The sequence below is a fragment of the Bacteroides galacturonicus genome (genome assembly GCF_003096855.1).
GTDB lineage: Bacteria > Bacillota > Clostridia > Lachnospirales > Lachnospiraceae > Lachnospira > Lachnospira rogosae.
The window spans coordinates 413,401-434,549 of sequence record NZ_QEOA01000003.1 but is presented as its reverse complement, the minus strand read 5'-3'; the positions used below and the strand labels follow the sequence as shown (position 1 = coordinate 434,549).

The 21,149-nt window shown below is 37.0% G+C and carries 20 protein-coding genes; 3 read left to right on the top strand and 17 right to left on the bottom strand.

The features are described 5' to 3' along the window. Positions 1-228: 228 nt before the first annotated feature. From ftsH to C7390_RS04700, 11 genes are all read right to left on the bottom strand, one after another. Positions 229-2,043, bottom strand: coding sequence for an ATP-dependent zinc metalloprotease FtsH (gene ftsH, locus C7390_RS04750; protein WP_116443691.1), 1,815 nt, complete (start codon positions 2,041-2,043; stop codon positions 229-231). 50 nt (positions 2,044-2,093) lie between these two features. Beyond that, the gene (gene bsh, locus C7390_RS04745) at positions 2,094-3,083 is read right to left on the bottom strand and encodes a choloylglycine hydrolase (RefSeq protein WP_008396540.1); all 990 of its coding nucleotides are present in this window, start codon (positions 3,081-3,083) and stop codon (positions 2,094-2,096) included. Between the two features lie 364 nt (positions 3,084-3,447). Next, positions 3,448-3,990, bottom strand: coding sequence for a CDP-alcohol phosphatidyltransferase family protein (locus C7390_RS04740; protein WP_318295559.1), 543 nt, complete (start codon positions 3,988-3,990; stop codon positions 3,448-3,450). A 19-nt stretch (positions 3,991-4,009) separates the two neighbouring features. After that, positions 4,010-5,074: an FUSC family protein gene (locus C7390_RS04735; RefSeq protein ID WP_116443690.1), complete on the bottom strand. Its 1,065-nt coding sequence runs from the start codon at positions 5,072-5,074 to the stop codon at positions 4,010-4,012. Positions 5,075-5,105: 31 nt separating this feature from the next. After that, positions 5,106-6,149 carry a HAMP domain-containing sensor histidine kinase gene (locus C7390_RS04730; RefSeq protein ID WP_055306509.1) on the bottom strand — a complete coding sequence of 348 codons (1,044 nt, stop codon included), beginning with the start codon at positions 6,147-6,149 and terminating at the stop codon, positions 5,106-5,108. Beyond that, positions 6,149-6,820, bottom strand: a complete 672-nt coding sequence (locus C7390_RS04725) for a response regulator transcription factor (protein ID WP_003698938.1) — start codon at positions 6,818-6,820, stop codon at positions 6,149-6,151. The genes C7390_RS04730 and C7390_RS04725 overlap by 1 nt, the downstream gene beginning before the upstream one ends. A 17-nt stretch (positions 6,821-6,837) precedes the next feature. Then, the gene (locus C7390_RS04720; RefSeq protein ID WP_116443689.1) at positions 6,838-8,271 is read right to left on the bottom strand and encodes a phospholipase D family protein; all 1,434 of its coding nucleotides are present in this window, start codon (positions 8,269-8,271) and stop codon (positions 6,838-6,840) included. Positions 8,272-8,446: 175 nt separating this feature from the next. Continuing rightward, complete coding sequence (locus tag C7390_RS04715) at positions 8,447-8,872, bottom strand: MarR family winged helix-turn-helix transcriptional regulator (protein ID WP_006858455.1); 426 nt, start codon at positions 8,870-8,872, stop codon at positions 8,447-8,449. 1 nt (position 8,873) lies between these two features. Further along, complete coding sequence (locus tag C7390_RS04710; protein ID WP_055306507.1) at positions 8,874-10,220, bottom strand: citrate/2-methylcitrate synthase; 1,347 nt, start codon at positions 10,218-10,220, stop codon at positions 8,874-8,876. A 266-nt stretch (positions 10,221-10,486) separates the two neighbouring features. After that, positions 10,487-12,046: a cardiolipin synthase gene (gene cls, locus C7390_RS04705; RefSeq protein WP_055306506.1), complete on the bottom strand. Its 1,560-nt coding sequence runs from the start codon at positions 12,044-12,046 to the stop codon at positions 10,487-10,489. A 35-nt stretch (positions 12,047-12,081) separates the two neighbouring features. Continuing rightward, positions 12,082-12,762 (bottom strand): GTP pyrophosphokinase, encoded by a 681-nt coding sequence (locus tag C7390_RS04700; protein WP_012740929.1) that lies wholly within the window; start codon positions 12,760-12,762, stop codon positions 12,082-12,084. Between the two features lie 169 nt (positions 12,763-12,931). On the opposite strand from C7390_RS04700, the gene C7390_RS04690 reads away from it, so the two are divergent. Then, positions 12,932-13,672 (top strand): transposase, encoded by a 741-nt coding sequence (locus C7390_RS04690; RefSeq protein WP_456362872.1) that lies wholly within the window; start codon positions 12,932-12,934, stop codon positions 13,670-13,672. 582 nt (positions 13,673-14,254) lie between these two features. Here C7390_RS04690 and C7390_RS04685 read toward each other — a convergent pair. The 5 genes from C7390_RS04685 to C7390_RS04665 all read right to left on the bottom strand — a co-directional run bounded on the left by C7390_RS04685 (position 14,255) and on the right by C7390_RS04665 (position 18,726). After that, the gene (locus tag C7390_RS04685; RefSeq protein WP_055175224.1) at positions 14,255-14,383 is read right to left on the bottom strand and encodes a helix-turn-helix transcriptional regulator; all 129 of its coding nucleotides are present in this window, start codon (positions 14,381-14,383) and stop codon (positions 14,255-14,257) included. A 405-nt stretch (positions 14,384-14,788) separates the two neighbouring features. Continuing rightward, entirely contained in the window at positions 14,789-15,289 is a 501-nt protein-coding gene (locus C7390_RS04680; protein WP_318255876.1) for a hypothetical protein, read from the bottom strand. 246 nt (positions 15,290-15,535) lie between these two features. Beyond that, a complete protein-coding gene (locus C7390_RS04675; protein ID WP_055306504.1) occupies positions 15,536-16,471 on the bottom strand; it encodes a DUF4268 domain-containing protein in 936 nt (311 codons plus the stop codon). A gap of 5 nt (positions 16,472-16,476) precedes the next feature. Further along, the gene (locus C7390_RS04670) at positions 16,477-17,466 is read right to left on the bottom strand and encodes a Gfo/Idh/MocA family protein (RefSeq protein ID WP_116443688.1); all 990 of its coding nucleotides are present in this window, start codon (positions 17,464-17,466) and stop codon (positions 16,477-16,479) included. 279 nt (positions 17,467-17,745) lie between these two features. Next, the gene (locus C7390_RS04665) at positions 17,746-18,726 is read right to left on the bottom strand and encodes a D-isomer specific 2-hydroxyacid dehydrogenase family protein (RefSeq protein ID WP_055306502.1); all 981 of its coding nucleotides are present in this window, start codon (positions 18,724-18,726) and stop codon (positions 17,746-17,748) included. Positions 18,727-19,030: 304 nt separating this feature from the next. On the opposite strand from C7390_RS04665, the gene C7390_RS04660 reads away from it, so the two are divergent. Both C7390_RS04660 and C7390_RS04655 read left to right on the top strand, forming a co-directional pair. Further along, a complete protein-coding gene (locus C7390_RS04660) occupies positions 19,031-19,462 on the top strand; it encodes a MarR family winged helix-turn-helix transcriptional regulator (RefSeq protein ID WP_022501685.1) in 432 nt (143 codons plus the stop codon). A 232-nt stretch (positions 19,463-19,694) separates the two neighbouring features. Then, positions 19,695-20,474, top strand: coding sequence for a sulfite exporter TauE/SafE family protein (locus C7390_RS04655; protein ID WP_022501686.1), 780 nt, complete (start codon positions 19,695-19,697; stop codon positions 20,472-20,474). 49 nt (positions 20,475-20,523) lie between these two features. Here C7390_RS04655 and C7390_RS04650 read toward each other — a convergent pair whose 3' ends face one another. Beyond that, complete coding sequence (locus C7390_RS04650; protein ID WP_055306499.1) at positions 20,524-21,003, bottom strand: hypothetical protein; 480 nt, start codon at positions 21,001-21,003, stop codon at positions 20,524-20,526. Positions 21,004-21,149: the final 146 nt, after the last annotated feature.

Here is a 21,149-nt window from a genome sequence, read left to right as displayed (position 1 = left end):
TAAAACTTTCCCTTATTTCCCTTACAATTATCTCATAAGGGCAAAAATAAGGGAAAATACATATCATTTCACTAATGAATAGGCTGGAAAACCTGTAAAATGGGGAAAGTTAGAAATATATTTCGGCAAACTTGAATTTGTCCGCTCCTTTATATAAAATAATTCCATTTTTCAGAACTACTAACTATTTTTCTTATCTAAATGACATTGATTATATAATTAACTACATTATTTTCTGTCTAAAATATCCATAAATTCGTCACCTGTAATTGTTTCCTTCTCATACAGGTACATAGCCAGTTCGTCCAGTTTTTCCCTGTTTTCAGCAAGGATTTTTCTTGCTTTTTCATGCTCTGCTTTTACGAGCTGCACGACTTTTTCATCAATTTCCTTCTGCGTATCTGCAGAACAGGAAAGAGACGTATCGCCGCCAAGATACTGGTTGGTCACGTTTTCCATTGCCACCATGTCGAATTCATCTGTCATGCCGTAGCGGGTGATCATCGCTCTTGCAATTTTTGTTGCCTGTTCGATATCATTGGAGGCTCCGGTCGTGATCTCACCAAATACGATCTCCTCTGCCGCACGTCCGCCTGTAAATGTAGCAATCTTATTCTCAAGTTCTTTTTTCGTCATCAGATATTTATCACCCTGCTCAACCTGCATAGTGTAGCCGAGTGCACCTGAGGTACGCGGGATGATCGTAATCTTCTGGACCGGAGCTGAATGACTCTGTAATGCAGCTACCAGAGCGTGTCCTATCTCATGATATGCAACAACCTTCTTCTCTTGATCTGAAAGAACCGCATTCTTCTTCTGATATCCTGCAATAACCACTTCTATACTTTCTTCGAGATCAGATTCATTTACAACGGTCCTTCCACTACGTACAGCACGTAATGCTGCTTCATTTATAATATTGGCAAGCTCTGCACCGGATGCTCCCGATGCCATACGTGCAATCGTATGCAGGTCAACATCATCAGATGCTTTTATCTTCTTTGCATGAACCTCTAAAATTGCTTCACGGCCTGCAAGATCCGGCAGTTCAACCGGCACACGTCTGTCAAAACGTCCCGGACGTGTAAGTGCCGGATCTAACGACTCCGGACGGTTCGTTGCAGCAAGAATGATGACACCATTATTTCCTTCAAATCCATCCATCTCTGTAAGAAGCTGATTTAAGGTCTGCTCCCTCTCATCATTTCCGCCCATTTGTCCGTCACGCTTTTTACCAATGGCATCAATTTCATCAATAAACACGATACATGGCGCCTTTTCCTTTGCCTGTCTGAAAAGATCTCGAACCTTGGAAGCTCCCATACCGACAAACATCTCTACGAATTCTGATCCGGACATTGAGAAAAATGGTACATTTGATTCACCTGCAACTGCTTTTGCAAGCATTGTTTTGCCGGTTCCCGGAGGTCCTACAAGAAGGACACCTTTTGGCATAGACGCACCTACATCGGTATACTTCTTCGGATTGTGAAGATAATCAACGATCTCTGAAAGGTTTTCTTTCGCCTCATCTTCTCCTGCAACGTCTGAAAAACGGATTCCCTCACTGGATTGCACATAAATCTTCGCATTGCTTTTTCCCATTCCAAAAGCCATCGAATTTTTTCCTCCGGCATGCTCCATCAGTTTCTTCGCCATATAATTTCCCAGTGCGATAAAAAGGATCAATGGCAAAACCCCGGTCAGCAGGAAGCTGATGATCGGTGACATCTGCTTATCGATATCTTTTGCGAATACTGCTCCACATTCATATAGCCTGTCCGTCAGGTTCGGATCGTTCATCAGACCTGTTTTATAAATATTTTTTTGATCTTTATCTGTAAAGATGATCTGATTGTCATTAACTTCTACTTCACCGATATTCTTCTTCTCGATCATGCTCATAAAAGTTCCATAATCCGTTTCCTTTACCTGATGCTCCATAAGGATTGGTGTGACAACCAGATTAAATACGATCAGCACTATTAACACAATCCCATAATAATATGCCAGTGGTTTTTTCGGTGTTTTAACTTCTTTCATGGTCTTTCCTCCTGTTGTTCTGCGTTATGCTTTCTCCGTGCATTTTCGTATTATTTATTCTGCCATCTGACTTCGCCCTTGGACAGAAGCGGATAACAGATCAGCTGATCTGAATCCAGATTTTCCGCATGCATGTCAACCGCTGTGATCTGATGATTATCATAAGTCGTATAATAATAAATACCTTTTGCTGTATTACAACAGGACGTGTATATCGTGATCTCATATTTGCCTTCTGTCACCTCACAGCATCCACGCTGCTGATCTACGGATCCTAAGATATGGAAGAACTGGCTTACACTCTCATCCTCTTCTTCACCGGAGATCGAATTTAATTTTGTAAAGGCAACTTTCACAAATCTTGACTGGCTGGAAAGATCTCCAGGTATTCCCATTCCACCCATTCCTCTGCTATATGCATCAAGCTGTAATACTCCTGCAAAAGTACTCTCCGGCTGTTTTCTGGATACTCCGGCATAATTATTCAGTGCAAACATCTGACTCGGGAATGGTGGATTATTGGTAAGCACTCCTACCGGATTATCATATACATGCAGCCCATCCTTCATAGACTCAACAACGATACAGGAGTCTTTGTCTGCAATGATCCAGTGAAGCTGTGCTGTCGGCAGCTGTTCACTGAATGCTGTACCTGTCAGTCTCATTGCTGCCAGCTTCTCTCTCGCCTCTGCTACAGTAGCACACTGTGTAAGGATCCATGGGATGAACTCGAACTGTGCCACCTGGCTGACTTCTGTTTCATCTTCCGGCAAAGCCTCTTCATATGCCGCATTGCCGACAAAATTAAGACCTGCCATTCCAAGGCCTTTTTCATTAACAGCATCATAATAAAGCGGATAACCTTCTGCAACAAATGCCATTCCGATCAAAGCATAATGGCTTTTTATCTTCCCGGCAAACCGGAAATCAAATTCGTAATTTCTTGGCGTTATCGTGATCTGTTCCCCATAGGAAAATTCATAATCAAGCGTTCTGCCCATATAAAAATCTTTTGTTTTGTAAGTTGCTGCTGTACACATATCGAACACCTCTTCTTTCTGCTATAATAGTCCTGCAAACAATCTCATAAACAACTGTCCGATCCGTAAATATGCACTCCGTCCTGTGCGGTACTTTTCGGTCACTTCCCTGCATTCATTTATTGTTGCTCCAAGATCATCTCTTATATCCAAAACTGTCTGACTACCATTATACTGCATTATAAGGCAGATAAGTAATCTGTCTTTTTGTCATAAAAAACCTTATCTAAATGACATTGAATGATTTATTTTCTATCTAAAATTTTATTAAACCGACTAAAGACTCCATAGTTTGTGTGTTTGACTTACTGTTTATATCTATCTTCTCCTAAATATTTTTCTAGTCATTGCAATATAAAATTGCTTATACCGTCTCTCCCTTAAGAGTCCTGGTATTCTGGATAATATACAGAGCGACCGATATGACCATCATTATAGCGCACAAACCCATCAACAGATCTGATACCATCGGTGTAATTTGGAACCATATAATATGAACCGCTGCAGTTCCATATAATAAAAAGGTTACTATCTTTCCATGCCAGTCTGCACCATGTACTTTTCCTGTCTTTCGTATCACAAGACATCCACTGACTACCATATACAGTTCCTTACCTGCCATTATTACGATTAAAAGAAGCATATGCGGAAAACGAGTAAACAGACAGATTAACATCGCTGCCTGTGTCAGCTTATCAGCCACCGGATCAAGTATTTTTCCTAAATTACTAATCCTATGGAATCTTCTTGCGATATATCCATCAGCAAGATCCGTAAGACCAGACAGCAATAAGATTTCACCAGCTAACAGAGGATTTTTCTTTACACAATAACTCCATATAATTACCGGAATCAGACAAAGCCGAAAAAAAGAAAGAAGATTAGGAACCGTAATAATTCTATTCAAATTTTCTTCCTGATTCACTTCACTCTGCATGTACGATCACATCACTTTCCTTTTTTTTAGACATAAACCAATAAAATATAACACAAAATACTAAAGCAAACACAACACCAAAAACATTTTGAATCACTCTAAGACTAACCGCTCCTTGTAGTCCATAAGTCTCTGCAGCAATGGCTAAAGCACCAAATGTGTTAAATACTGCCTGCCAGCCATATTGTGCTGAAAATCCTACACCGATTCCTCCAAGAATTCCTATATATGCATAGATTGACGAAGGAAGCAGAAAATATAACACTGTAAAACATATAACACCTGCAATATTTCCGACAATCCTTTTACGGACTCTGTAGTGCATATCTTCCATAAATGGCAAAATCGCGGACATGGCTGCAATACCAGCCCACATTGCACGTGGCATATTACAAAGTTCTGCAATGCAAAGGACAATCGGCACGCATAAAATCTGACATATCTGCCATTTTGTTCTGGAAGAAGTGATATCAAATTCTTGTATCAGATCTTTCAGATTTCTTTTATAAGTTCTGTTTTTATGATTTCGATAAAATACGAAGCAGGTAAGTGCTGCACCTAAAGCCATTCCGACTAATCGCATCTGATAGCTTTTTCCCGTAACATCATAACCATATAGCAGTAGATACCCAAGAACCAATGTAGATTGATTAAACATGAATGGATTATGGCATCCGAACAGAATCAACACAGCCAGTGCCGCAATATTTAACAGCATTCCCAATACCGGTGAAAACTGATTTGCTAAATGCGGACATACAGTCATAATTACAAAGAACAAAGCCAAAAGCATCGTAGATTGTCCGGTGTGGATCCCCAGATCCGCATTCCGAAATACCATAAGGCATAATAAAACTACTACACCCACAATACTATTCTCATTTCCAAATAAGATACTGAAAATAGTAACAAATAAAAAACAAAATGCCATTGTAACAGCTATCTTTACCAAATATACCAGTATATGATATGATTTTTCTTTCACTGTTTCACTCTTTTTCAACAGATTTTTAGAACCTGCCTGATTTAACTGCAATTCCTGATAAAATGTCATGTAATTCCTCCTCTATCTGTTTTTCTTAAACTTATATGGCCTCATCTTTCTGTATTGGAAGCTCTACAACAAATCTGCATCCACCATATTCACGGTTTTCTGCTTTGATTGTTCCTCCGGCACTATCTACAATCCGTTTTACAAGTGCAAGACCTAGGCCATTTCCTTCTGCTTTATGAGATCCATCTACCTGATAGAACTTGTCAAATATTCTGGATTTTACATCATCCTCTATTCCTGGTCCTTCATCTTCCAGAATGAACTTAACAGAATCCTGTTCTTGTTTCAGAAACATCGTAATTGTCCCCTTTGATGGGCTGAACTTAATCGCATTATCCAAAAGATTTATCCAGATATGCATAAAAAGTCCTTCATTCCCAGTATATTTAACTTCCTCCAGCTCTACCTGAAAACCAATTTCTTTTTCTGTCCATTTTGTCTCCAGGGAAAGAAATGCCTGACGGATCTGTTCATCCAAACGATATTCTGTTTTTTTCATTGGTATGTTCTGATTCTCTAACTTGGATAACAGCAAAATATTACCAACCAATCCGGAAAGCCTTTGGGTATTAAACAGGATTTTTTCTACATATTCCTCTTGCTCCTGAGACAGTTCTTCTCCCTGAAGAAGCATTGTATACCCTTCAATGGCATTAATCGGGGTCTTAAACTCATGAGAAACATTAGATACAAAATCCATCTGCAGCACCTCTGTTGCACGAAGCTCTTTTGTCATCACATTAAAACTCTGATAAGATTCTCCAACTTCTGCTATACGGCTGTTCGTTTCCAAATGCTGTTCAAAATCTCCCCGAGAAACTTCCTTCATTGCTTTACTAAGTCTGGTAATTGGTTCCAGTAACTTTGCATTAATAAAGGAAGTGATCAGCCCTGCAATCAATGTATTGAAAATCAAAAGCCAGCCAAGCACAGGTATGCTGCCCGGCAGATTAAAAAAATGATTCAAAAAAGCAAATAATAAAGCAGATATAACTGTTGAAAATACAAGTGCCAGCCAGATTGCACCAGTCAGACAGGATCGGATCCGCAATCCTTTTTCTTTCTTTTGTTCCATTATTTTTTCACCACCTTGTATCCAATTCCACGCATTGTTACGATTTCAAAATCAGGGTTATCTTTAAAACGCTCTCTGATTCTTCCTATATGTACCTCTATCGTATGTGGGTCTGCCTCCGTCTCGTATCCCCATACTTCATCCATCAACTGTTGTTTTGTAAATGTTCTGCCTGGCGAAGCTGCAAGCTTATATAAAAGCAGGAATTCTTTTTTAGGCAAAACAAGACTTTCCTTATCAGTTGTAACCGTCATTGCATCATAATCAAACTCTGTTGAACCGATCACAATTTTGTGTTCATTCAGTATCTGTGCACGGCGAAGCAGTGCTCCGACTCTTAAAACCATTTCATTCACATTTACCGGTTTTACCATATAATCGTCACTTCCCGAAAGAAATCCCTGGCGCATATCATCAAAGGAACCTTTCGCAGTGATCATAAGCACTGGTATCTGATATCCTGCTGAGCGAAGTTCTGACACCAGTTCATAGCCATCCATAACCGGCATCATAATATCAGAAATGATCAGATCAATATATTCCTTATCCAATACTTCTAATGCCTGTGCTCCATCCGATGCACTTTTGACTTGATATCCATTCTTCTCAAGCACTTTTTGGAATAGCTGGCTTAATTCTTTATCATCTTCTACAATCAATATTTGAAACACGTTTTCCTTCCTCCTTATTAAAACAGATACCTTGCCCATCCAAGCAGATGCTGTACCAAAAATATTTTTCTCTGACGTTTCTTTGTTAATTCGATTGGCTCTACATGATATGGATCACGATAGGTTCCATCTTCCAATACCTGGCGGGACACTCTTTCATATTCCATCATGCCCTCTTCCAACTGTTTATTAATATCTTTACTGCGAATTACAAGCATCAGTTCCGTATCCAGATATGCACTTCTCATGTCCATATTAAAGGAACCGATTACAGACAGATCATCGTCAATCAGAATACTTTTTCCGTGGTATGAATAACCGCCTTCATATTCCCAGATATTAATTCCTGTACTTAAGATTCTATTTCTGTTTTTCGCATAATCGGCAGCCCCAAATGGATTCCCATTATTCGCAACTGAATTTGTCATGATAGAAAAATCTGAAACGTTCTCTGCAATCTCCTCCCATGTATTATACATCATATCATTACAGATAATATATGGCGTGTGGATCTTCACACGATTTTTTGCATTTTTCATCAATTCTCCCAACTGATACCACACTACTGGTTCTTTGGAACCTGTGTGAATAGGATTTGACACTAATGCAATCTTTTCTGTCTCAAAAGTTTCGTCCGTGTAATCGGTATCGCAGATTCTTTCCTTATTCTCTTCAAAATATTTCTGATAGCCGTTCTGCAGCTCTAAAACTGCGTTCTTTACAGATTTTCTATTTGCCAGTTTTTTATTGTCATGAAAATAACCACTGTCTTCTTGTTCCCATATCGTTTCAAAATACTCTAACAACTGGTTAACTGAATTTTCTTTCTCAGGTTCATCGCAAACCACTAACACGTCTCTGTCATAGTTCTTATGTCCCGGAAAATCACCCAAGAAATAATTGTATGTATTTCTTCCACCAAGAATATATCTCTTTCCATCTGCAATCAAATATTTATCATGCATTCTACCCATCATCTTCCATGGTTTCAACGGATTGGCCTTATTATACAGTTTAATTTCAACATTCTCATGGGAAGATAATCCATAGAAATACGGATTTCCTTCCATATCAATCCAACTCTCCATTCCATCTACTAACAGACGAATATGTACACCTCTGTCTGCCGCATCATGCAGTGCTCCTAAAATCAATTTTCCACTTTCATCGGATTGAAATGCAAAAGTAGAAAGAATAATTTCCTTTTTTGCATTCTTGATCAAACGCACTCTTTGTAAAAGCGCTTCTGGATTCTTTTCTATGATTACTGCCCGTTCTGTATTTTCACTGCATTCGTTCCATGACCCATTTTTTGTTTCTTTTTTGGTTGTATTGGACACTTCCGGCTGCTTTTTATATGCAACGCAGATTCCGAGCAATTCATAAAAAGCCACACATAAAAAAATTGCCAGTATAACAAGAAGGATTTTACATATTGTATACTTTTTCATTGTACATCACCTGATTCCTTTTTATTTCATACTTATACAATACAAAGTCAATCTCAATTTAACCTCAACAAAATTTATTTTTCATAAAAAAATATGACAGGCTTCTTTTTAAAGAAACAGTCATATTTTTATTCTAATATATGAAGGAGCTTTTCTTACTCCGTTGTATTAATCACTATTTTATTTCTTCCATAAGCTGTCGGATTTTTCTCAATGTACACCGTGTAACTGCCAGGTCATCTTCTTGTATATTCGATATGATTTTTTCATAAGCTTCTATCATTTTTTCTTTCTGACAATTACTTAATTCAATTGCCTTGTTCGTCAAAACAAGGTACGTTCTTTCTTTTTTCTCATCTAATTTCCAGATAATATATCCTTTATTTTCAAGACTTTTTACCATCTTAGATGTTTCTGGAATCGATAATTTCATGTATTCTGCCACTTCTGAAAGATATACTCCTTCATGACAGTCTGATTTTTCAACACATTCCTTTATACTATAAAGGAACAAATAATCTGTTCTTTCGACAAATTCAAATATGCTTTCAACATTGATGCTCTTTAAAAAAAACTCCTCTGCACTGGTTCCTGCTCCCATATTATCGTTCCTCTCTTTCTATATATTCTTTTTTGCTGACTAGACTCTTATATGCCGGGCGAATGATCTTATCTGTAGTTATCAATTCTTCCAGGCGATGTGCACTCCAACCAGCAATTCTTGCTATCGCAAATAATGGCGTGTACAATTCTCTTGGAATATTCAACATGTCATACACAAAACCACTATAGAAATCTATATTAGGACTTACTCCTTTGAATATCTGACGCTGCTTTGCAATCAACTTAGGTGCAATCTTCTCAATATTGTTATAAAGGGTCATATCTTTCTCACGTCCTTTATCCCTTGCGAGTTGTTCTACAAAGCCTTTGAACACCATTTCTCTCGGATCGGAAATAGAATATACAGCATGTCCCATTCCATAAATAAGTCCTTTCTGATCAAACGCCTCTTTCTTCAAAATCTTACTCAGATATGATGCAATTTCCTCTTCGTCTTCATAATCTTTCACATGACTTTTAATATCATCCATCATATTCATTACCATCAGATTTGCACCGCCATGTTTTTTTCCTTTTAAGGATGACATTGCTGCTGAAATAACAGAATAAGTATCTGAACCTGAAGATGTTACTACCCGTGTAGTGAATGTAGAATTGTTACCACCACCATGTTCCATATGTAACAATAATGCTATATCCAGTACTCTTGCTTCCAGTTCTGTGAATTTTGTATCTGGTCTTAATAGGCGCAGGAAATTTTCAGCAATAGATAAATCTTTTTCAGGTCTATGAATATACATACTTTCGTTTTTTTCATAATGACAATAAGCATGGTATGCATATACTGCTAACATAGGAAATACTGCGATCAACTGCATACTCTGCCTTAGCACATTCGGAATTTCAAGACTTTCTTTCTCCTTATCGTAAGAGCCCAATGTAAGAATACTTCGAGTCATAGAACCCATAATATCTGATGTAGGTGCTTTCATAATGACATCTCTGGTAAAGTTAGTCGGTAGTTCCATACAATCAGATAGTCTTCCCTGAAATTCCATTAACTGTGTATCAGTTGGCAATTCTCCGAATAAAAGAAGATATGCTCCTTCTTCAAAGACAAACCTTTTTCCTTTACTTCCTGTTACTAAATCTTTTATATTATAACCACGATAAGATAACTCGCCATCACATGGACTCTTTACTCCATCATGATATTCAAAAGCTTTTATATCAGAAATATTTGTAAGCCCCGTCAACACACCTTGGCCTTTTTCATCTCGTAAGCCTCTTTTTACACCATACTCTGAATACAGATTCTTACTAATGCTATCATTTTGTTCACAAAAAATTGCTTGCCGTTTCATATAATTTTCCAAATTGCCCATTTGAATCGCTCCTTTCATTCTGTTACGAACTTACATACTATACTCAGATATTCTTGTTTCCAGAGCATTCAGCATTGTCTGTTCTTATTCTTATTCATTAGCAATACAATACAATGGAAAACTCAATTTAACCTCAACAAGGTTTGTTTTTTCATCCATGCAAAATCTTCTTTGTACAACAGACTGTTAGATATAGCAAAAACGGCCTTTCAAAAACAGTTAACTTCTAAATCAACTGTTTTTTGAAAGGTCGTTTCATCAGATTCTTATAGCAATCCAGCAAATAATCTCATAAATAATTGTCCCAGTCGCAAATATGCACTTCGTCCGGTTTGATATTGGTCTGTCACATCACGACATTCTCCCATCGTTCTTATCAGATCATTTTTTATATCCACAACTGCCTGACAATCTGCCATAAAACAGCCGTTTTCAAAATGGTGATATAAACTTCGATAATCCAGATTAATTGTTCCACAAGTTGCCATACAGTCATCTGCCACACTCATTTTTGCATGACAGAAACCAGGAGTCCACTCATAAACACGAACACCATGTTTAACTAATCCATGATAAAAAGAACGAGTTATATTATAAATGAATTTTTTATCAGGGATACCAGGTGTGATAATTCTTACGTCTACCCCTCGCTTAGCAGCCAGACATAACGCATGCGTCATTTCATCTGTTATGATTAGATACGGAGTCATAAACCAACAATATTTTTCAGCTTTATTTATCATACTGATATAAACTTCTTCTCCTACTTGTTCATTATCCACAGGGCTGTCTGCATAAGGTTGAACAAACCCAGTTTGCTGTGCCGCATAATCATAGTGGAAAAGGTATTTACTAAAATCAGGATCATTAGCATCCTTAGCACTTACTGCATTCCACATTTCCAAAAATGTCACCGTAAGCGACTGAACAGCATCTCCTTCTAAACGAATACCTGTATCTTTCCACTGTCCATACGGGTGTGTGTAATTAAAATATTCGTTTGCTAGATTATATCCACCTGTAAATCCGACTTTTCCATCAATAACTGTTATTTTTCTATGATCACGATTGTTCAAAAACAGATTTAAACCTGGCATAAACGGATTGAATACACGGCAATGAATTCCTATTGCCTCCATCTTTTTCACAAAATCTGTGTTAATAAAGCCTATAGAACCCATATCATCGTAGAGTACTCTAACTTCCACACCTGCTTTTACTCGCTCTTCCAGAACATCTTGAATCTTATGCCATGCTTCAGCGTCTTCTATCGCATGATATTCCATAAAGATAAACTTCTGTGCTTTCTCCAAATCCTTAAGCTGTGCCTCTAATCCTTTCACTGCTTCATCAAAATACACAATATCCGTATTCTGATAGATTGGATACTGCGAATTTCTTTGTATGTAACTTGCTATATTTCCTGCTTTCGGAATTGTTTCTTTTATTCTGCTCAAACACTCCTGACTGTCCGGAAGCATTGGTAACAATTTGCTATCAATTTCTGCATATCGCTCACGCATTTTATGTGTGCCACCATTCAAACCAATCAGCAAATACAGGCCTACACCCATAATTGGGAAAATTAGAATTAAGATGACCCAAGGCATTTTCATAGAGGATGTCTTATTTGATGCGTACAATCCCAAAACCAAGATCCCACTCAAAATCCTTGTAAATAAATTTATGATTTCTGCATATTCATTCAAGCGTGTTACGATAGTAATAATAAAAATCACTTCCAGAAGAATGCAGATTATGGAAAAACACAGCCGTTTTACCCCATTTTTTGTTTTTGCTTTGCCCTCTAAAGTATCTTGTTTCATATATATTCCACCTTCCTACTTGCTCAGTTTTCTCCCTAAATTTCGTAGAACATACCAATTTTGTCTTTTATTCTCTGCATTTCATTATCTGCTTCAATGATAGCTCTTGCAGAATGAAGTAATTCTTCACTTATCTCATCATAGCCAGGCATTTCTTCAATTCCTTTTTTATAGCGAAGTTGATGTTCCAATGTTGCCCAGAAATCCATACCATTGGTTCGAATCTGTAATTCTACACGCATAGGTGTTTTACCCTTAGCAAAAAATACTGGTATTTCAACAATCATATGATAGCTTCGATAACCATTCGATTTTGGATTTTTTATATAATCTTTTATTTCAATAACTTTAATATCATCCTGTTGGGTAATCAAATCTGATATCATATAAATATCGTCAATAAACGCACAAACTATTCTAACGCCTGCTACATCATTGAGATATGTCTGTATATTTTCTGTTGTAAACTCATATCCCATCTTCTGCAGTTTATCGTAAATACTATTGGGCTGCTTAATTCTTGTTTTTATAAAAGAAATAGGATTTCGATTGTTCTCAACTGAAAATTCATCATCCAAAACCTCAAGTTTAGTTTGTATCTCCCGAATAGCACAACGATACATCATCATTAAATTATAAAATTTTGTAGCATTATTTAAAAACTGTAGTGATTCCGGACTGTTCATCCTGAGTTTTTTTACTTCATCTTTTGTCATGGAACTTTCCTTTCTACCTCATCCCTGATTTCAAAACATTATTTATTTTGATAGTTGATTCGTTCTCCTTGAATTACTGGATAACAAATCATTTTATCACTATCCAGATTTTCTATATGCATATCTACTGCACTGATCTGATGTTTTTCATAAGTATTGTAATAATACCATCCTTATGGCAGACAGTGGTTACGAAAGTTTTAATACCTTTGCACACCTGATCCGGAAGGGAATGTATTTCGTTATCCGCATGAAGGATATCAACAGTAATGGTATCCTTTCCTCTTATGATTTGCCTGACAGCGAATTTGATACTCATATAAGGACAACACTTACCAGACGCCATACGAAAGAAACACTGGGGAATCCTAACACCTATACCATACTTCAGCCTTCTACCGATTTTGATTTTCTTGATGAAAACTGCATGTATTACGATATTGAATTCCGTATTGTACGTGTTCGCCTTGATAATGGAACCTATATCTGTATTGCCACCAATCTTTCAGAAGAACTTCCTCTGGAAGAAATCAATAAACTTTACCGGATGCGCTGGAGCGAGGAAACAAGCTTCCGTGAACTCAAATACACCATCGGTCTGATCAACTGGCACAGCAGCAAATATGATGGAATCCTTCAGGAAATCAATGCCCATATGATTCTGTATAATTTCTGTGAATTAGTGACTTCTCACGCTATGGTAAAAAAATCTAAAAATACCAAACACATCTATAAAATTAATTTCGCCATCGCAGTAAACATATGCAGGGCGTATCTCAAACACGGTGGTAACGAAACAGAGACCATGCTTCTCATACAAAAGTATCTGACACCTGTCAGGTACAATCGAAAATATCCTATTCACCTCCGTCCAAAGAGAAATAGGGATTTCATGTATCGGGTTGCATAAATCTCGTTACCATTATACTGCATTATGAGGCAGATATGCAATCTGTCTTTTTGTCATACACAAAAAAATGATTTGAACTCATCATACACCTGCTTTCTACGCATTAGTGCACCAAAAAAATACAGCATTTCTTAACTGAACAGTATTTTCAATGCATGAACGCATATGATATACTGTTTTCATCATAAAAAACCTTATCTAAATACAGTTCATCACTCTCTGCCTTAACTTTCATAAGACAGTAGAGAACCACTGTACTAATAATGATTACGAACCAAATTAACACTTTGCCCATTCGACCACTCCTCTCAAATAAATAGAGGACCAAACCAGCTGATGGAATATTCCATCTCAAGTGCTAATTTAGTCCTCACTAAATGTTTTAATATAAAATTGTACCTAATCTAAGCACACAGATTCACTCTCAGACTGATTGCGGACATCTGTGATACTGACTTGGATTTTCGGTTTTGATATAACAGCGCTGCCTTATCTACCGCTAAATTGGTATAAAAATAAGGACTAAATTAGGCATAACCCCTTGATTTTACTGGGTTTCATCTAACTTGGTCCTATTATAACTCAAACACCTGTTTCCCATCTAGAAACCGTTCGGCCTGAAACTTTTATCTTTTCGGCAAGCTGTTCCTGTGTAATAACCTTTTCTTTCCTAAGTTCTTTTAAGAAACGTCCAATCTTTTTCTGATCCATACTGTTTCCTCCTTTCATTGACAGAGTAATATTATTCTACTAAACATAACACGACACAAAGCGAGAAAATGCCGTATTTACGCTATTGGACAAACCTGTCTAGTATTATTTATATTGGCTTTAGCCCTAAAAACTTCGATTGATCTAAGTATTCTCAGTTACACCTTCTTGCCCTTCGGACAAGAAGTATCCCTCGCTCAAAGAGCTCGGTCAATACCGATTTTCCCATACATATACTGCCTTTATAGTATAAGAACTGTTATCATGTCTTTTTAAGCACTAAATTTTTAATCCTTCTCTTAAAGTAACCCCATACTTATCCAAAAGAAGTGCTTCAAGCTCTGCCCTTCCTTTTTTCCCTAAATTTCTTACCCTCAATAAATCACATCTGGAACAGAGAACCAATTATTTTAACGAATTTATTCCGGAACGCCTGAGTGCATTCTCGACTCTGACACTAAATCCTATCTCATGTAAGGGTACATCTTTCACCTTAAATAATTCATCAGATATCCCGCTAGTTAAAAATGCTTCCTGAATTTTAATAATTATATTCTTCTTTGCATTAATTATTTCCTCATCAAAAGAGTCCGGATATAATGCGCAGTACACAACCCGCACATCATCAACTTCTGTATCATTTTTAAGATCACTGCAGCTCTCTATCTTTTCAATATTTAGCTGGTTCCTTTTTCCTGCACTTGTACTTTTCGTCTCCACAAATCCAAGACAATACTCACCTTCCGGGAATCCCTTTAGTTTTAAGAGTTCCGGCTTAAAATTATACTTTTCATGTGCATCTTTCGTATCCTTTACATATGAACCTCCGTTTTTTGGCTCATCTTTTCCCGGAACAATTCCCTTATAATAATCCATCCATGCAATGTTACAAAACAGTATTCTCAAAAAATAGCCCCCGTTTCCTATCCGTTTAGTTTATACATTATTGCTTCTGAAATATTATACCACATAAACAAATATTTTTTTCTTTTTTGTCGTAATTTGTCAATTAATGTCATTTCAAGTTCTGCTCTTTCTATTTTCATATTAACATAAAAAATAATAACAGTAATTCAAATAGAAACCTCCTGACATAAAAAATCAGCCATTTGATCCTTTTCAAATCCAAACGGCTGACACTCATTTTCTTTTTTATTTCATATATTTTTTAAATACACTTATAAACTTAACCGCCTTGTCTATCATCTCATTCATTAATTCACCATAATTTGAATGATCATCAAAATTAAGTCCATAAATCTTATGCATTATTCTTGAAGCCTTCTTATCATCCAGTCTGCGCCACTCCAATGGAAGATTAAGCTTTGCTTCTATTTCTTCCTTTTGCGATTCCAGAGAATCATATAATTCCTTATCATCATTTATGTACAATTCAACAACAACACAGCCTTCTTTATTTACCAGATTAAGAGCAACATGTCCAACACTAGTTCCAATGGCAATATCATACCAGTGATCCGTAGAAGCCTTTCTAATCTTAAATGGCTTTCCCCGCTCCACTATAACATCATTAAACTGCGTCCAGAATTCAAGTCTTTCAGACTGCGATTTATTAAGATCCGAAGAACCCGACTGATTTTTGGCATTTTTAATAAAGCCGTTAGGCTTTTCGACTACCTCAAACATAGGAGCCGGATTAGAATCGCCAATTTTGTATGCATGAACCTCAATAAGAAAGAAGTTAATATTTGTAGATGTATTATTATTAAGCCATTCTACAGCACTTCTGTGTTCTTCTCTCGCTTCCTTTACAATCCATACAATTACATTGGCATCAAGTCCTGACGCATATGTAATAATTTTCCCCAAATGGTCATGGTTTGAAGCTTCCAGCTGGTTTTCAATAATAACCTTTTCACCAGTAACCTCATCTTTTCCCACCAAGTCACATCTGTAAGCACCGACATATACTTCTGTCTCAACCTCTGTTAATGAAAGCCCAATGGCATCATTAAGTAGTTCCAGATTTTCTTTATCTGAAAGCCATTTAGAAAAATCATACTGCTCATGCTCCCAGAGCTTTCTTATATCAACTTCAACAAGTTTTCCCATTTTAGCAATTGCCATGATTTTTATGCCTGTATCTCACCATCAAATATCATATTCCAGCTCATACGGATATTATACATCAGCCTTGTAAGTGCAATACTGTCTTCCGGTGTATAAATAGCACTGGCATTGTTTCCTGATGCTATACATCTGCCTGCTTCACGAATCTCATATTCAAATCCATTTATATCAACCGGGCACTCGATTGTTTCCGGTTCTTTACCATCCACCTCAAGTATCAAGGTCTTTGCGTGTTGGAAATCCGGCAAATATATACTTCCCTTTGTTCCCTCAATTCTGGCATCGCGTTTCAATTCCTGTCCTATTGTCTGGACTGATTCTGCAATACATCCATCATTATATGTCAGTTTGAGGCAACTGTAATCATCTGTTCCATTCTCATTAATATGTACTTTTGTAGTTTCTACATTCTGCGGATCACACCCTGTAACAATACGCAAAAATCCCAGATTGTAAATTCCTATATCCAACAGAGCACCTCCACCAAGTGCAGAGTTAAATTTACGCTCTTTTCTGGCACCCGTTGCAACAAATCCATACTGACAGGAAATATGTTTAATTTCTCCTATTGTTCCCTGAATCAGGATATTACGCAGACGATTATACAATGGCAGAAACCATATCCATAATCCCTCCATAATAAAAAGATGCTTATCCTTTGCCAGCCTGTACAGCTCCTGTGCCTGTTTCTCATTTATTGTAAATGGCTTTTCACACAATACATGCTTACCATGCTCAAGACAAAGTCTGCAATTCTCATAATGCAGACTATTCGGTGTTGCTACATAAACAGCCTCAACATCAGGATCATTTACCAATGCTTCATAAGAATCATAATATCGTGGAATGTCATGCTCCCTGGCAAAAGCTTTTGCACTATCTATGTGCCGTGAGCCTACTGCTGCAAGCTGTTCATTTTCCTTACTCATCTGATTTATAGTTGATGCAAATTTTTTTGCAATATTACCTGTAGCCAGAATTCCCCACTTCATATCATTTTCCTCCTAATAACATAATTGCATTTCACATTCATATCTTGTTAATAATTATACACTATTTTACTACATACACCAACACAAAATAGCAAGTCAAATTACCAATACTTGATAAAATAAATATGACATAAAATGTCGCTTATCCATTGTCAGACGGATAGGCGACATTTTTGTGTTTATATGAAACTTTTTATTATTTTTATAAGGAGGGCTTACTATGCCAAAAACAAAATTTCAGGAATTCATTTTTACCCTTATCACATCCGGCTGTTAAAACTACATAACCTCCAGACTATTGTCACCATTTTCCAAGCCTAGTATTCCCTTTATTGAATTCTCAACCATATCGGACACCGCCTGCTCTGTATAGAATGCCATATGAGGTGAGAGTATTACATTAGGAAAGCTCTTTAAAACTGCCATATTGTCATTATCAAGCTTTTCAGTTTCCTTATTAAGATAGTATAAGCCTGCCTCTCCCTCAAAAGTATCAAGTGCGGCAAATCCTACCTTTCCACTCTTTAATGCAGCTATAAGTGCCTGTGTATCCACTATAAGACCTCTGGCTGTATTGACTATTATTACTCCATCCTTCATTTTCTTAAATGCTGCCTCATCAATAAGATGTGTATTTTCAGCATTTCCAGGAACGTGTAATGTTATAATATCTGAATTCGTAAGAAGCTCATCAAAGCTTACATACTCTGCATACTTCTTTACTTCTTCATCCTCATAACATGAATATGCTAATATACGGCATCCAAAGCCAGATAAATGCTTAACCACCGTCTTACCTATATTACCCGTTCCTATTACTCCTACTGTTGATGTTGATAATTCTTTTCCGACTTTTCCCTTTAATGAATAGTCCTGACAATCCGCTTTTTTCATTATCCAAGGCATATTGCGGCAGGCCATAAGCATAAGCATAATCACATAATTCGCAACACTATTTGGTGAATACACTACGTGGGCTGCTCTCATACCTATTGAATGTGCATACTTAATATCAATATGCTCATAACCTATACTTCTTGTTGATATGTACTTAACTCCCTTCTTGTGAAATGCATCAAGTATTTCTGGGTACATGGGATTGGTTATTATTGATATTGCATCATAGCCTTCAGCCAGTTCTACATTATCCATTGAAGGATAATCTGATGTAAAACCATACTCAAATGAATACTGCTCTGCGAATTTCTCAACATATTTCTTCTCATCATATTCCCTAAGGGCATAAAAAAATATTTTCATAATAATCCTCCATTCTTGCGTGTGAAAAATCTTATTTTTCACACTAGTCTCCATTTCTGCGTGTTTTTACGCATATCGAGTCTGTGTCAGGTGTGCGCATATTTTTGTTGTAAGTAAGTATAGCACCCGTCATTATGAAATGCACTATATTGAAGATAAAAAACATTAAAAAGCTAATAAATAAAGCAAAGCTAAAAACTGCATTTACGCTCTTTACTTATCAATATAAACGTGTTATAATGCTTCAAATTTGAAATATTCATTTTTGTAATTTATATTTTATTATAAGGAGGCTGATTCTCTTATGAACTCAGGAATTGAATTCGCACAAAAAATCAATCTTGCATATAACTCAGTATGCAAACCGCTTTTACATAAGTTTAATCTTCCACAGACAGCTTTCGATATTCTTATGTTTCTTGCAAATAATCCAGAATATACAACTGCAAGAGATATTGTGGAGGTAAGAAAAATCAAAGCTAATCTTGTTTCTGTCAATGTTGACAGGCTTGTGTGTGATGGTTATATCATACGAAAAGAAACCAAAGGTGACAGAAGGAAAACACAGCTCATATGCACACCTGCGGCAGAGGAAATAATTAAAGAAGGTCAGGTTTTACAGAAAGATTTTCTTGAACATCTTTTTGATAATATGGACACTGCCACTAAAGAGGCTTTTTTTTCGGGTATGAAACAGATAGAAGCTAATCTTGATAAGATACTTGAAGACAACTAGGGTCGGTGTGCACCTGACACCAAACTATTTTTATTAGAATTGTGCACAGAAAAGAGGTAAATACCTCTGCTCCTGCATGAGCAGTCGCATTTTGCTTTGCAAAACAAGGAGGTAAATACCTCTGCTCCTGCATGGGCAGTCGCATTTTGCTTCGCAAAACAAGGAGGTAAATACCTCTGCTCCTGCATGGGCAGTCGCATTTTGCTTCGCAAAACAAGGAGGTATATAAATTATGTCATCATTATTTTTAACTATTATTGTAACTTTTTTTGCAGGTATGGGTGCCGGTCTTGGTACTGGATTTGCCGGTATGAGTGCCGCTGCTGTAATCAGCCCTATGCTCATTACATTTTTAGGAATGGATCCTTATATGGCTGTCGGCATTGCACTTTCTTCTGATGTGCTTGCCAGTGCCATATCAGCATATACATATGGAAAAAACAAGAATCTAGACATTAAAAACGGACTTATTATGATGGTCAGTGTTCTTATATTCACTGTTGTAGGAAGCTATGTATCAAGCCTTGTTCCATCAGCTACAATGGGCAGCTTCTCTGTATTTATGACATTTCTTCTTGGAATTAAATTCATCATAAGACCTGTTATGACTACAAAGGAAGCCATGGAGGGTGTGTCTGCTAAGAAACGTGCCATACAATCAGTTGTATGCGGCGTATTAATCGGCTTTATATGTGGCTTCATCGGTGCCGGCGGTGGTATGATGATGCTGCTTATACTTACCTCTGTTCTTGGATATGAGCTGAAAACTGCTGTCGGAACAAGTGTATTTATTATGACTTTTACAGCACTCACAGGCGCTGTATCACACTTTGCGATTGGTGGAATACCTGATATAACTGTGTGGCTATTATGTATCGTATTTACACTTATATGGGCAAGAATAGCAGCTATCTTTGCAAACAAAGCTACTCCTGAAACACTTAACCGTGCAACAGGAGTCATACTTGTTATACTAGGCATAGTAGTTATGCTTTTCTCATACCTTGGATAATATCACCAGACTAAATATCTCAATAAATGCTGTACTAACGCAGCAGGAATTATGCTTCTATGGCTTCTTTCTGCCTGCTGTCTTTTCTTTCAAATATTGCTCTGAAGATAAGACGTACAAATGGTCCACAGTAAAACATCTGATAAAGTATTGCCATAGGGAAATTCATAGCCCATGTCTTAACCCACATACCAAAAGATGGTTCCTTAAAAAGTATTGTTGCAACAAGACTCATAACAGGACACATAATACAGCATATGCATATAGATATTGCATATGTGATAAACTGTGGTCTGTCTGTTGGCTTCATAACAGTAAATGCCAGCAGCCTTGCCAGCCTTCCAACTATAAAGAACTCAAGAATGAAAGCAACTGGCACCATTATTGGTAACTCGTGTAATGCTGCAATAAAAGTTGTTCCATCAACTGTTCCTGTGTTAAGAGCTATATTATAAACAACCATCCCGTACACCATAATAGCTGCCATAATAATTGTGAATACTACGTCCTGAAATTTGTTTTTGGGCATAAAAAAAATCCTCCTTAATGATAACTTAACTCAATGTGTTGTTCGTTATCATCCAGGAGGATGTTTCGTTTCCAATAAAACCATTTAAAGCCTGCATATTCTACCATATAAAAAGCTGTACAGTCAAGTGTTTTTACTCTATTGTA